Here is a 12,743-nt window from a genome sequence, read left to right as displayed (position 1 = left end):
ATGATAAAAATCAATTAGACAACGTCGCGGCGCAAAAAATCTCATTAGCAGCTTTGTGTGGAAACAAAACCCAGAATGACCACGCCAGAATATGGTTCCTGGCGTGGCCTGGCGAACTACACCGAGAAGTATTTTGCGTGCCGGTTCAGCAGCACGATGGCGCTGGTGGACTGCTCGGGGTGCAACTGGAACTCGTCGGAGAGCGACACGCCGATGCGCTCCGCCCCCAGCAGCCCGAGCAGCTGGGCCTGGTCCTCCAGCTTGGGGCAGGCCGGGTAGCCGAAGGAGTAGCGCGAGCCGCGATAGGATTGCTGGAGCAGCTTCTCCATGTCGCGGTCATCCTCGGCGGCGAAGCCGAGCTCCGCGCGGACGCGCTTATGCGTGTACTCCGCGAGCGCCTCTGCCATCTCCACCGAGATGCCGTGCAGATACAGGTAATCCTGGTAGCGGTTGGCCTCGAACCACTCACGCGCGACCTCGGAGGCACGCTGCCCCATGGTCACCACCTGCAGCCCGATGACCCCGCGTCCATCCTCGATATCGGGGAGGAAATCCGCGATGCACTCGCCATCCTGGCGCGGCTGGCGGGGCAGGCTGAAACGCGCCGCCTCGGTCACGCCGTCCTCTTCGAACAGGATGAGGTCGTTGCCCTGGCCTGCGGCCTTCCAGTAGCCGTAGATCGCCTGCGGGTGGAGGATATGCTCCGCCTCGCAGATATCAAGCATGCGCTTCATCACCGGGCGCAGCTCCTGTCGCGCCCAGCCGAGGAAGTCTTCCAGCGATTTGCCCTGCTTGCGGAAGCCCCACTGGAACTGGAACAGCGAGCGCTCGTTGATGAACGGCACCACCGCCTTGGGCGCGGCCTCGATCACCTTCGGGCCCCAGAAGGGCGGGACGAGGGCGGGCTCATCCGCATTCAGCCGGCGGCGGCGGGCCTGGACCTCTTTTATGTCCACCGGCGCGAAAGCCGCCTCTGCCGCGGTGCCCAGCGTGCGCTTGGTGTTGCGCGCCTTGCCCTTGCGCTTTGATTGAATGGCGGCGAGGTAATCGTCGAACCCGTTGCCGGCGATGCGGTCCATCAGGTGCAGCCCGTCGAACGCATCGCGCGCATAGACCACGCGGCCGGAGTTATAGGAGGCGACGCAGTCTTCCTCGACATAGTTGCGCGTCAGCGCAGCACCGCCGAGCACCACCGGGATATCCAGCCCGAGGCGGGACATTTCCTCCAGGTTCTCGCGCATCACCACGGTGGATTTCACCAGCAGGCCGGACATGCCGATGGCATGGGCGTTATGTTGCTTCGCCGCCGCCACCATGTCCGCCAGCGGCACCTTGATGCCGAGATTGATGACCTTGTAGCCGTTATTGGTGAGGATGATGTCGACGAGATTCTTGCCGATATCGTGCACGTCGCCCTTCACCGTGGCGAGCACCATGATGCCGCGCTCTTCACCCGCGACGCGCTCCATCAGCGGCTCCAGATGCGCGACGGCGGCCTTCATCGTCTCCGCCGATTGCAGCACGAAGGGCAGCTGCATCTTGCCTGCCCCGAACAGCTCGCCCACCACCTTCATGCCGTCGAGCAGGATGTTGTTAATGATTTCGAGCGGCTTGTGGATTTTGAGTGCCTCATCCAGCTCCGCGTCCAGCCCCTTGCGGTCGCCATCCACGATGCGGTCTTTCAGCCGCCCCTCCACCGTGTCCGCGCGCTTCTTCTTGGTTGCGTCGGCGGCTTTGCGGTCGGCGAACATCTCCAGCAGCTTCTGCAGCGGGTCGTAGCCTTCTGTGCGGCGGTCGAAGATCAGATCCTCGCACACCTTCACCTCTTCCGCGGCGATCATGTGCAGCGGGCGGATCTTGCTCACATGCACGATGGCGCCGGTCATGCCGGCCTTAACCGCGTGGTCCAGGAACACCGAGTTCAGCACCGCCCGCGCGGCGGGGTTAAGGCCGAAGGAGATGTTGGAGAGGCCGAGGATGATCTGGATATCCGGGAATTCGTCGCGGATGGCCTTGATGCCCTCCAGCGTCCACAGGCCGAGCTTGCGGTCGTCCTCATTGCCGGTGGCGATGGTGAAGGTCAGCGGGTCGATCAGCAGGTCGCTCTGCGGCAGGCCGTATTTGGTGCAGGCAAAATCCACCAGCCGCCGGGCAATGCGCAGCTTGTCCTCGGCCGACTTGGCCATGCCGACTTCGTCGATGGTCAGCGCGATGACGGCGGCGCCGAACTTCTTGGCCAAGGTGAGGCGCTCATGCGCGTGGTGCTCGCCATCCTCGAAATTGATCGAGTTGATGATCGGCTTGCCGCCATGCAGCTTCAGCGCGGCCTCGATCACCGGCGTCTCGGTTGAGTCGATCACCAGCGGCGCGTTCACCGAGGAGGTGAAGCGGGTGATGACCTCGCTCATCTCCTTGATCTCGTTGCGGCCGACGAAGGCGGTGCAGATATCCAGCGCGTTGGAGGCTTCCGCCACCTGCTCGCGGCCCATGGCCACGCAGCCATCCCAGTCCCCGGCCTCCTGCAACTCGCGCCACTTCTTGGAGCCATTGGCGTTGCAGCGCTCGCCGATGGAGAAATAGGAATTCTCCTGCCGCAGCGGCACCGCGCCGTAGAGGCTGGCGACGGCGGGCACGAAGTGGAATTTGCGCGCAACCGGGGCAGGGCGGGGGTTGCCCAGCTTGCGCAGCATGGCGTCCAGCGCCTGGATATGCGGGAGGCTCGTGCCGCAGCAGCCGCCGATGAGGTTCACCCCATCCTCGACCACGAAGCGCTCCACCCAGCTTGCCATCTCGGCGCCGCCGAGCGGGTAGTGGGTCTTGCCGTCCACCAGCTCGGGCAGGCCCGCATTCGGCTGCACTGAAATCTTGCCCGGCCAGTTCTGGCTCAAATAGCGCACATGCTCGGCCATCTCCTGCGGCCCGGTGGCGCAGTTGAGGCCCATCAGCGGCACGTCCAGCGCGTGGATGACCGTGGCGGCGGCGGCGATATCAGGCCCCACCAGCAGCGTGCCGGTGGTCTCCACCGTGACCTGCACGAAGATGGGCACGTCGCTGCCCGCCAGCGCCTTGGCCCGCTTGGCGCCGTTCACCGCCGCCTTGATCTGCAGCGTGTCCTGGCAGGTCTCGATCAGCAGCGCGTCCACGCCGCCGGCCAGCAGCCCCCGGCATTGCAGGAACAGCGCCTCCTCCAGCGGGTCATAGGCGATATTGCCCAGGCTCGGCAGCTTGGTGCCCGGCCCGATGGAGCCCACCACCCAGCGCATGCGGCCATCGGCGAAGCTCTCGGCGGCTTCCCGCGCCAGCTCACCGGCGATCTTGTTGATCTCGAAGGCGCGGTCCTGAAGGTCGAACTCGCCCAGCGTGATCGGCGAGCCGCCGAAGCTGTTGGTCTGCACCATGTCCGACCCGGCGGCGTAGTAGCCGCGATGGATCTCGCGCACGAGGTCCGGGCGGGAGAGGTTCAGCACCTCGGTACAATTTTCCTGGTTCCAGAAATCCTTTTCCAGGTCGAGAGTGAGCGCCTGCACGCGCGAACCCATGCCGCCATCGCAGAGCAGCGCGTTTTTGGAGAGAGCGTCGAGAAGATGAGGCCGTGACATACTTGTCAGATACACTGGAGCGCCTCCATGTCCAGCCAATGAATGAAGATAGCCGTATTCCCGTGGTGTTCGGGCAACAGCCAGGGCCTGAAGATGCCGCCCTGGTCGAGGAGGGGTTTGCCGCGCCGGCGGCGAGTTATGCGCTGCGTTTCGCAGCCGCCCGGCCTAGCCACGGGGTGGGCTGCATCTGTTGCGTGGCGCGCAGCCCGGCGGCGGAGGCGCTCGCCCTGCTCTTCCGCGCCCGCGCCACGGGGGCGGCGCCGTATTTCAGCCGTGTGGTGATATTCGCCTCCGCGGCGGGCGAAGCGGAATTGCGCGCCGCCCTGGCGCAGGACGCGCTGGCCCGCGCGCGTTACCGGGCGTCAGGCGAGCCGCGTTAGAAAGCCACGTGTGCGTTGCGGTGTAGCAGCGCGGCAAACCATTGCCGGGATTTGCGTGCCGGTTGCGGCGCCGAGGGCGGCACTGGCACGGGCGCTGGCCGGGCGGAGAGCGCCATGGCCAGCTTGGTCACATGATACGCCGCATCCGGGTTTCGCTTTAACAGGGCGCGAATGATCGCGTCCGCCTCGACGTCGACAGTTGCGTCCGCCGAGCTCATCACCCGGTCGAAAAACGCAAGAATCTCCATGTGCTCTTCGCGTGTCATGATCCTCCATAGGAGGCAAGCCGCGTGTACAGGCAAGTAAGATTTTCGTGTATGGAGGTAAATTCACCCCGCCTTTCCCAGGCGCACAGATTCGTACACGTACAGAATGTAACCATCGCGCATGAATGTCCCTGATTGGGACATTCCGATGCTTCCCAGCACCGTGCGCGAGGCAAAATTATCCTCCCGCGCCACGCCCACTACGCGCTCGAGCCCCGCCACATCATGCGCGTAGTTAAGCGCCGCGCTCACCGCCTCGCTCGCCAAGCCTACACCGCGCGCCTCCGGGTGGAACGCGAAGCGCAGCGCCACGCCGCGCCCGTCCGGCCGGTGCATCAGCGCCGTCATGCCCAGGAACTTGCCGCGCTGCGCCCGCACGGCCCACATGCCAAAGCCATGCCGGCCCCAGTCCTGAATGTCGTGGGCCAGTTCCTCGGCCACCTGCACCGGGTTCCGCACGCCGCCCAGAAGGAAGGCATAGGCGCGCGGGTCACCCTTCAGCCGCACGAGGTCGGGCAGGTCCCAATACCCTACCGGCGTCATCCGCAGCCGCGCCGTGGTGATCACCCAGGCCGATGACACGCTCATCCGGGGGCAGGGATTACCGCGTCAGCGGCCGGTACTTGATGCGGTGGGGTTCGGTGGCGTCCTGGCCCAGGCGGCGGCGCTTGTCTTCTTCATAGGCCTGGAAGTTGCCCTCGAACCATTCCACGTGGCTGTCGCCCTCGAAGGCCAGGATATGGGTGGCCAGACGGTCGAGGAACCAGCGGTCATGGGAGATGATAACGGCGCAGCCGGGGAATTCCATCAGCGCCTCTTCCAGCGCGCGCAGGGTGTCCACGTCCAGGTCGTTGGTCGGTTCGTCGAGCAGGATGACGTTGGCTTCCGACTTCAGCATTTTCGCCAGATGCACGCGATTGCGCTCACCGCCGGAGAGGATGCCGACCTTCTTCTGCTGGTCCGAGCCCTTGAAGTTGAACGCGCCCACATAAGCGCGCGAGGCCACGGAGCGCTTGCCGAGATAGATGACATCCGTGCCGCCCGAAATTTCCTCCCAGACGTTCTTGTTCGGGTCCAGGCTGTCGCGGGACTGGTCGACATAGCCCAGCTTCACCGTCTCACCGATCTTGAGGCTGCCGGAATCCGGTTTCTCGAGGCCGGTGATCATCTTGAACAGCGTGGATTTGCCGGCGCCGTTCGGGCCGATGACGCCGACAATGCCGCCCGGCGGCAGCTTGAAGTTGAGGTGGTCGATCAGCTCGCGGTCGCCGAAGCCCTTGCACAGGTCCTGGGCCTCGATGACCGTGCCGCCCAGGCGCGGGCCGGGCGGGATGACGATTTCCGCCACGCCGGTCTGCAGTTCCTGAGACTTCTGCAGCATTTCCTCATAGCGCTGGATACGCGCGCGGGACTTGGTCTGGCGCGCCTTGGGGCTGGCCGAGATCCACTCCTGCTCCTCGGCCAAAGCGCGCTGGCGGGCTGATTCTTCCTTTTCCTCCTGCTGCAGACGCTTCTGCTTCTGCGCCAGCCAGGAGGAGTAATTGCCCTCGTACGGGTAGCCGCGGCCGCGCTCGATTTCCAGGATCCAGTTGGTCACGTTGTCCAGGAAGTAACGGTCGTGGGTGATAAGGATCACGGTGCCGGTGTAGTTGGCCAGCGTACGCTCCAGCCAGGCCACCGACTCGGCGTCCAGATGGTTGGTCGGTTCGTCGAGCAGCAGCAGGTCGGGCTTTTCCAGCAGCAGGCGGCACAGCGCCACGCGGCGGCGTTCGCCGCCCGAGAGCGGGCCGACATCGGCATCCGGCGGCGGGCAGCGCAGCGCGTCGAGCGCGATCTCGATCTGCCGGTCCAGGTCCCAGCCATCGGCGGCGTCGATGACTTCCTGGAGCTGCGCCTGCTCGGCCAGCAGGTCGTTCATCTTGTCGTCATCCATCGGCTCGGCGAATTCTTCCGAGATGGCGTTGAACCGGGCGATGGCGGTACGCAGATCGGCAAACGCCTCGGCCACGTTCTCGCCGACGTTCTTGGTGGGGTCGAGCTGCGGCTCCTGCGCCAGATAGCCCACCTTCACGCCATCGGCCGCCCAGGCCTCGCCGCCGTAGTCCTTGTCGATCCCGGCGATGATCTTCAGCAGGGTGGACTTGCCGGCGCCGTTCACGCCGAGCACGCCGATCTTCACCCCCGGCAGGAAGGAGAGCGTGATGCCTTTGAACACCTCGCGCCCGCCCGGATAGGCTTTGGTGAGGTCCTTCATCACATAAACGTATTGGTAAGCAGCCATGGCGCGAGCGTCCTTCGAATTCGGTTGGCCAGGGTATAATTGGGGCGGCAGGGCGCGGCAACATGCCAGGCGCGCTGGCGTCTGGCTGTCCGATTTGTAACGGAGGGGCAGGAGTTTCCCTGTTAGAGTTTGCATTGGTCATGGGCAGCCGCGGCGAAGCTCCGGTCCGGCAAGCGACGAAGAAGCGTTTCCAACACCAAGCCAGGACGAGATGACATGCCGAACAAGAACCAAGCGGGCGCGACTGGCGCTCCGCCCGTGGCGTTGCCTTTCCCCCAAATGACGCATGGCGGCGAGTCAGTGCAGCCAATGCCGGAGGTGGCTGCCGCCGTGGCCCGGTTGCGTGCCGATGTGGACAGGCTCAGGCCGGACCGCCTGGACGAGACCTACGCCCTGCTGGACGAGACGCGCCGGGATATCATCAAGAATTGGCGCGGCCATCCGCGCTGCCAGGCGATGCTTGAGGCGCTGCGGCGCGAGCTGATCGCGCTGGTGGACGAGTATCACGAGCAGGCCGACCGCGCCCTTCCGGTGAACGGCTATATGTTCGGCATGTCCGAGGATGCGATGCGCTGCGATACCCAGGCAGATATGATGCTGGACGAGGCGCACCAGCTGGAGGCGGCGGCAGTGGCGCTAAGCAGGCTCCGGCATTAGCCGGAACGGAAGACCTGGTGCGCCGGGCAGGAATCGAACCCGCAACCAAACCGTTATGAGCGGTCCGCTCTAACCGTTGAGCTACCGGCGCATGTGCCAAACCAGGGCAGGGGCAACATAGCCAGGGCGTGCGCGTTGGCAAGAGACCCTGGCGCAGGTTATATGCGGCGCAGTGCAACTGGGAGACCAATCCAATGGATGTGAGCAAGATTTCGGCCGGCAATGACGTGCCCCGCGATATCAACGTGGTTGTGGAAATTCCGGCCGGCTCGGGCGTGAAGTACGAGATCGACAAGGAGAGCGGCGCTCTCATTGTTGACCGCGTGGTGTTCACGCCCATGACCTACCCGGCTGCTTACGGTTTCATCCCCAACACCCTTGCCGATGACGGCGACCCGGCCGACGCCCTGGTGCTGCTGCCTACCGCCGTGGTGCCGGGTGCGGTCATCCGCTGCCGCCCGATCGGTATGCTGCAGATGGAAGACGAATCCGGCCAGGACGAGAAGATTGTTTGCGTGCCGCACGACAAGGTGCATCCGCAGTACACCGGCATCACCGAGGTCGAGCAGCTTCCCGCCATCACCCTCGACGTGATCAAGCACTTCTTCGAGCACTACAAGGACCTCGAGAAGGGCAAGTGGGTGAAGGTGACCGGCTGGGCCAACCGCGAAGCCGCCGAGGCCGCGATTTCCGCCAGCCTGGCCCGCGCCGCCAAGTAAGAGACTGTTTGTAATTCTACTCAGGCGGCCGTCTGGAGGCGTTTTTCTGCGCTCCGGTTCTCACGTACTTTAAGTGCGCTCCGCTCCCGTGCTCGAAAAACACCTCCATCCGACTCACCAGAGCGAATTTCAAAGCAGTCTCTAATTTCGGCCTAAAACCCGGCAAAAAGAAAGGGGCCCCGAAAGGGGCCCCTTTTTCGTGGCGTGTTTTCCGGCGTTACACGAATTTCTGGCGCTTCACGACCAGGCGCACGCTGATGTTGATGGCGAGCACCACGAGCATGACGAAGAAGGCCGCAGCATAGGCCAAAGCGTGGGAATGCGCGTCCGGCTGGTCGATGAAGGTCCAGATCACGTAGGTGAGGTAGGCGACTGGGGAGTGGGTGAACTGGCCGGTCCAGGTGAAATCCGACCAGCCGGCGGTGTAGATCAGCGGCGCGGTCTCACCCACCGAGATGGCAAGCCCGAGCAGCGTGCCGGTGATCACGCCGGCGGAGGCCGCGGGCAGCACCACCTTGAACACCACAGTGGAGTCAGTGCCGCCCAGGGCGTAGGCGGCCTCGCGCATCGAGTTTGGCACCTGCTGCAGGGCGAGTTCGGTGATGCGCGCGAGATAGGGCACGATGAGGATGGCAAGGGTGATGGCCGCGGCAGCGAGAGAGAAGCCCCAGCCGAAGCCGATGATGAAAACGATGTAGGAGAAGTAGCCGAGCACAATGGAGGGGGTGCCAGTCAGCACGTCCGAGAGGAAGCGGATGGCGTTGCTGAGCTTGCCCCTGCCATACTCTGAAAGATGGATGCCGGCGCCGATGCCGATGGGCACGGCGATCAGCATCGCGCAGATGGTGATGACGACCGTGCCCTCCATGGCGTTGAGCAGGCCATTGGCCGTGCCGCCCGTGTTCTTGGTGAACAGCTGGACCGAGAAGGCAGAGAGGCCGTTTACGGTGACGACGCCGACGATATCCAGCAGCGGGGCAATGACCAGCAGCAGCGCGATGCCGCAGCCCACCCAGCCGAGCTTGCTGACGACGATGCGTTGCAGTTCCAGGGCTGTGCGCGGAGTCTTAAGACTAGTGCTTGCGGACATTGAGAGCTCCGGACGTAAGCAGTTTGGCAGCGGCGTTGACCGCCAGCGTGATGATGAACAGCACCAGCGCGATCTCGGACAGGGTGCGCACCGACATGTTGGTCGGGTCGGCCTCGGCGCTGTCGAGCTGGCTGACGATGAAGGAGGCGATGGTCGAGATCGGGCTGAACAGCGAGGTCGGCAGGATGTTGATGCCGCCGCCCGAGACCATCAGCACGGCCATGGTCTCACCCAAGGCGCGGCCCAGCGCCAGCACGATGCCGCCGATCAGGGTCGTGCGCACCATCGGCATCATCGCCTTGGAGACGACCTCGAAATGTGTGGCGCCGAGGGCGAATGCGGATTCGCGGTTCTCCGTGGGCACCTGCATCAGCGCATCCAGCAACGTGGAGGCGATGATCGGCGTGATCATCAGCGCCAGCACGATGGAGGCGGCGAGCAGGCCGTAACCGTTGCCGGTGGGGCTGAGATAATGGCCGATAAAGGGGATCAGCACGGCGATGCCCCAGAGGCCGAACACCACGGAGGGCACCACGGCGACCAGCTCGACGAGCATGGACAGCACCGGACGGATGCGGTGCGGCACGGCCTCGGCCAGGCAGATGGCGGCGCCGATGGAGAGCGGCACGGCGATGAGGATGGCGATGCCGGAAGAGGCCAGCGTGCCGACGATGAAGACCAGGATGCCGTAATTGGCGCCTGGCGGAATGGAGATTCCGTTAACCGTGACAGGGTCACTGTAAAGGTCGCCGAGGTTCCAGTTGATGTTGGTGACGAAGTGCAGGCCGTTGAAGATCATGGCCTGGCCCGAATACACCACCAGAAACAAAACAACCGCGCATAGCGCGGCGGGAATCATTAGGCTGAGAGACAGGACTGATAGACGAAATGGCCTGATTTTCATGGTCCACCGTATGGATTTGAAGGGTCCCCTTCCGGCTGGTGCCGGAAGGGGAGGTGTTTAGGCGTCTTACTGGATTTTGTCGATCTGGGCCTGGGACAGGGTCTTCACGGCCGCCGGCAGCGGCAGGAAGTGGACCTGGTTCAGGAAGGTCGGGCTGTTGCCCTCGTTGATCGCCCAGGTCAGGAAGTCGTGGATGGCGGAGGCCATGGCTGCAGCCGGCTGCTGGCTGTTCACGATCGCATACTCATAATTCACGATCGGGTAAGCGTTGGCGCCTTCGGCGAAGATCATGCTGACGCGCTCATCGGCCGGGGTGGTGTTGGCGACGGAGGCGGCAGCGGCGGCGATGTTGTCCTCGGTCGGCAGCACGTAGTTGCCGGTCTTGTTCAGCAGCGCAGCCTGGCCGAGACCGGCGGCGGCAGCCTTGTCGGCGAAGGAGATGCCGATATAGGCGACGGAGTACTGGTTGGCGGCGGCGGCGGAGAGCATGCCCGAGTTACCCTTGGCGCCGATCTCGCCGGCGATGGCCGGCCAGGACACGGCGGTGCCGTAATGCAGGGTGGAGGCCCAGCCGGCGTCGGAGGCGGCGAGGTACTGGGTGAAGATGAAGGTGTCGCCCGAGCCGTCCAGACGGTGCACCGGCACGATCACGTGGTTCGGCAGGTTCACGCCCGGGTTCGCCGCGGCGATGGCCGGGTCGTTCCACATAGTGATCTTGCCCTCATAGATGCCAGCCAGGATCGGGCCGGAGAGCTTCAGGTTGGTGATGCCGGGCAGGTTGTAGTTCACGGCCTGGCTGGAGATGGCGAGCGGGATGCTCATCATCGTCGGGTTGGCCTTGGCCATCGCGTCGGACATGTAGGCGTCGGAGGCGCCGATCTGAATCAGGCCCTTGGTGGACTGGGCGATACCCGCACCCGAACCGGTCGAGGTGGTGGTGATGTCAGCGCCGGCGTGCTCGGCGGAGTAGGAGGCGACCCACAGGTTGAACAGCGGGTAAAGCAGGCTGGAGCCGCTTTCGATCAGCGGGACGTCGACAGTCTGGGCGTGGGCGGCGCCGGCGGCCGAGGCAATGGCCAGCGCGGCAACGCCGGAGCGGAGGAGGTTGGTCAGAATCTTCACGTTCGCGTTCCTTATGTTGAGTCCCTGAGAAGGAGTCCCTGTTCGGATGAGCGGGGAGTTCCCCGCCTGGCCCCGCAATAATTGAAGCGTGTGACAATGGCGACGGGATTTGCGTTGCAATTCAATGACATTTAGGGAGGTTGGCGCCCATAATGACGGCGCGCGCGGCATATCCGGCTGGCGGTTCTGTCACATCAGGATTTGTCTCTGGGAGGCGCAGCCGGCGTGTTTGGCTTCGGTCGCGCGCTCGTCCGGCCGCGCGGGGGGCTGTTCTGGCCTAGCGGACGTGCTCGGCGAAGAAGGCCAGGCTGCGCAGTTCCGCCAGCTCCCAGTCCTTGCGGCTGTAGCTTGCCCGGGCCTCGCAGCCGAAGCCATGCTCCGCGCCCGGGTAGACGTACACCTCGATTCCCGGCTGCGCCTTGCGGATGGCCTCGACATCGGCCAGCGGGATGCTGTGGTCGCGCTCGCCGAAATGCAGCTGCACGGGGCAGTTGGGCACCAGGTCGCGCTGTGCCGCAATGCCCGCGCCATACCAGCCGGCGGCAGCCCAGAAAGATTCGGTCTTGGTGGCGCCGAGCCAGGCCAGGGTGCCGCCCCAGCAGTAGCCGATAATCCCCACCGGCTTGCCGCCGAAGGCCGCGGCCGTGGCTTGCAGGTCCAGCAGCACCTGCGCCTCGGTGATTTGCGCGCGCAGCGCCCGGCCTTTCTCGATGTCCTGCGGTCCGTAGCCGAGTTCCACGTTGCGCTGCACGCGGTCGAACATCTGCGGGCACAGCACACGGTAGCCGTAGCTGGCCAGGCGCTCGGAGACGGCGCGCATATGCGCGTTCACGCCGAAAATCTCCTGCGCCACGACCAAGCCGCGCGGGGCGTTTACATTGCCGGCCTCGAAGGCGCTGAACTCGTGGCCATCGGCGGCGGTCAATTTCAGCATCGGCGTTCCCTATTTGTTATTGGTAACGTTACGGTATTGCATATACCGCAAAGTCGCGCGCAAGTATTTCGTAAATTTCGCGTTTGAAGTCCACGGCCAGGGCTGGCAGCTCGGCCAGGGGCACCCATGTCCAGTCCTCGAACTCGGGGTGCGAATCCGCATCGAGCTGGATGTCCTCATCCTGGCCGAGGAATTTGAGCGCGAACCATTTCTGCTTTTGGCCGCGATACTTGCCGCCCCAGGCCACGCCGATCAGGGAAGGGGGCAGGTCGTACTCCAGCCAGCCAGGGTGCTCGCCCAGCACCTCGGCCTTGTCCGTGCCGATCTCCTCCAACAGCTCGCGCAGCACCGCCGCGCGCGGGTCCTCGTCGGCGTCGATCCCGCCTTGCGGAAGCTGCCAGGCATTGATGATGCCGATTCGCTTGCCGACAAACACGCGCCCATCCGGGCCAAACAGCACCGCGCCGACGTTCAACCGGTACGGCAGGGAGGTATGATCAGTCATGGCCAGCCCGTTACTGCGCGGTGGACATGCCGTCCAGCAGCTTGATCCCCATCTGCAGCTGGAAGTCGGTGCTCGGCTTGGTGGGGTCAAAGGCCGGCCAGTTCGCGGGCGGCTTGCCCGGAATGCTGGCGGTCACGGCGGGCAGAGGCGACGCCGGCGGCAGCGGGGCAGTGTTCTGGCCTGTGGGGTTGGCGAAGGAGTTCAGCAGGTCCGTCTCGCGCAGCTGGGCGAAGAACGCGTCATCCGGCAGGTTGGAGTCGGACACGGTGACATCCGGGCTCACGCC

At 64.6% G+C, this 12,743-nt stretch carries 12 protein-coding genes, 1 tRNA gene and 1 pseudogene; 3 read left to right on the top strand and 11 right to left on the bottom strand.

Annotation, left to right across the window (positions count from 1 at the left end; all coding sequences use genetic code 11):
* Window positions 1–116: 116 nt before the first annotated feature.
* Entirely contained in the window at window positions 117–3,599 is a 3,483-nt protein-coding gene (gene metH / locus ACLPJJ_RS04010; RefSeq protein ID WP_443589664.1) for a methionine synthase, read from the bottom strand.
* A gap of 38 nt (window positions 3,600–3,637) precedes the next feature.
* Between metH and ACLPJJ_RS04005 the strand changes: the two genes are divergently transcribed.
* A complete protein-coding gene (locus tag ACLPJJ_RS04005; RefSeq protein ID WP_443589663.1) occupies window positions 3,638–3,979 on the top strand; it encodes a hypothetical protein in 342 nt (113 codons plus the stop codon).
* Here ACLPJJ_RS04005 and ACLPJJ_RS04000 read toward each other — a convergent pair.
* The 3 genes from ACLPJJ_RS04000 to ettA all read right to left on the bottom strand — a co-directional run bounded on the left by ACLPJJ_RS04000 (window position 3,976) and on the right by ettA (window position 6,526).
* On the bottom strand, window positions 3,976–4,245 hold the full coding sequence (locus tag ACLPJJ_RS04000; protein ID WP_443589662.1) for a hypothetical protein: 270 nt from the start codon (window positions 4,243–4,245) through the stop codon (window positions 3,976–3,978). The genes ACLPJJ_RS04005 and ACLPJJ_RS04000 overlap by 4 nt on opposite strands.
* 63 nt (window positions 4,246–4,308) lie before the next feature.
* Window positions 4,309–4,833: a GNAT family N-acetyltransferase gene (locus tag ACLPJJ_RS03995; RefSeq protein WP_443589661.1), complete on the bottom strand. Its 525-nt coding sequence runs from the start codon at window positions 4,831–4,833 to the stop codon at window positions 4,309–4,311.
* Window positions 4,834–4,846: 13 nt separating this feature from the next.
* Window positions 4,847–6,526, bottom strand: a complete 1,680-nt coding sequence (ettA, locus tag ACLPJJ_RS03990) for an energy-dependent translational throttle protein EttA (protein ID WP_443589660.1) — start codon at window positions 6,524–6,526, stop codon at window positions 4,847–4,849.
* Between the two features lie 216 nt (window positions 6,527–6,742).
* Between ettA and ACLPJJ_RS03985 the strand changes: the two genes are divergently transcribed.
* Window positions 6,743–7,183: a hypothetical protein gene (locus tag ACLPJJ_RS03985; protein ID WP_443589659.1), complete on the top strand. Its 441-nt coding sequence runs from the start codon at window positions 6,743–6,745 to the stop codon at window positions 7,181–7,183.
* Window positions 7,184–7,198: 15 nt separating this feature from the next.
* On the opposite strand, the gene ACLPJJ_RS03980 is transcribed toward ACLPJJ_RS03985, so the two are convergent.
* Window positions 7,199–7,274: transfer RNA gene (locus ACLPJJ_RS03980), tRNA-Ile, on the bottom strand.
* A 103-nt stretch (window positions 7,275–7,377) separates the two neighbouring features.
* On the opposite strand from ACLPJJ_RS03980, the gene ppa reads away from it, so the two are divergent.
* Window positions 7,378–7,902 carry an inorganic diphosphatase gene (ppa, locus tag ACLPJJ_RS03975; RefSeq protein WP_443589658.1) on the top strand — a complete coding sequence of 175 codons (525 nt, stop codon included), beginning with the start codon at window positions 7,378–7,380 and terminating at the stop codon, window positions 7,900–7,902.
* Between the two features lie 217 nt (window positions 7,903–8,119).
* Here ppa and pstA read toward each other — a convergent pair whose 3' ends face one another.
* From pstA to ACLPJJ_RS03945, 6 genes and pseudogenes are all read right to left on the bottom strand, one after another.
* Window positions 8,120–8,992 carry a phosphate ABC transporter permease PstA gene (gene pstA / locus ACLPJJ_RS03970; protein WP_443589657.1) on the bottom strand — a complete coding sequence of 291 codons (873 nt, stop codon included), beginning with the start codon at window positions 8,990–8,992 and terminating at the stop codon, window positions 8,120–8,122.
* Window positions 8,976–9,896, bottom strand: a complete 921-nt coding sequence (pstC, locus tag ACLPJJ_RS03965) for a phosphate ABC transporter permease subunit PstC (protein ID WP_443589656.1) — start codon at window positions 9,894–9,896, stop codon at window positions 8,976–8,978. The genes pstA and pstC overlap by 17 nt, the downstream gene beginning before the upstream one ends.
* Before the next feature lie 66 nt (window positions 9,897–9,962).
* Window positions 9,963–11,018 carry a phosphate ABC transporter substrate-binding protein PstS gene (pstS, locus tag ACLPJJ_RS03960; RefSeq protein ID WP_443589655.1) on the bottom strand — a complete coding sequence of 352 codons (1,056 nt, stop codon included), beginning with the start codon at window positions 11,016–11,018 and terminating at the stop codon, window positions 9,963–9,965.
* A gap of 277 nt (window positions 11,019–11,295) precedes the next feature.
* Window positions 11,296–11,952 carry a dienelactone hydrolase family protein gene (locus ACLPJJ_RS03955; protein ID WP_443589654.1) on the bottom strand — a complete coding sequence of 219 codons (657 nt, stop codon included), beginning with the start codon at window positions 11,950–11,952 and terminating at the stop codon, window positions 11,296–11,298.
* A gap of 28 nt (window positions 11,953–11,980) precedes the next feature.
* Window positions 11,981–12,457, bottom strand: coding sequence for an RNA pyrophosphohydrolase (locus ACLPJJ_RS03950; protein ID WP_443589652.1), 477 nt, complete (start codon window positions 12,455–12,457; stop codon window positions 11,981–11,983).
* Window positions 12,458–12,467: 10 nt separating this feature from the next.
* Window positions 12,468–12,743, bottom strand: a pseudogene (locus tag ACLPJJ_RS03945) (S41 family peptidase); the annotation flags it as partial.

The sequence above is a fragment of the Acidocella sp. genome (assembly GCF_052326845.1).
Taxonomy (GTDB): domain Bacteria; phylum Pseudomonadota; class Alphaproteobacteria; order Acetobacterales; family Acetobacteraceae; genus Acidocella.
This window is presented reverse-complemented; position numbering and strand designations above follow the sequence as displayed.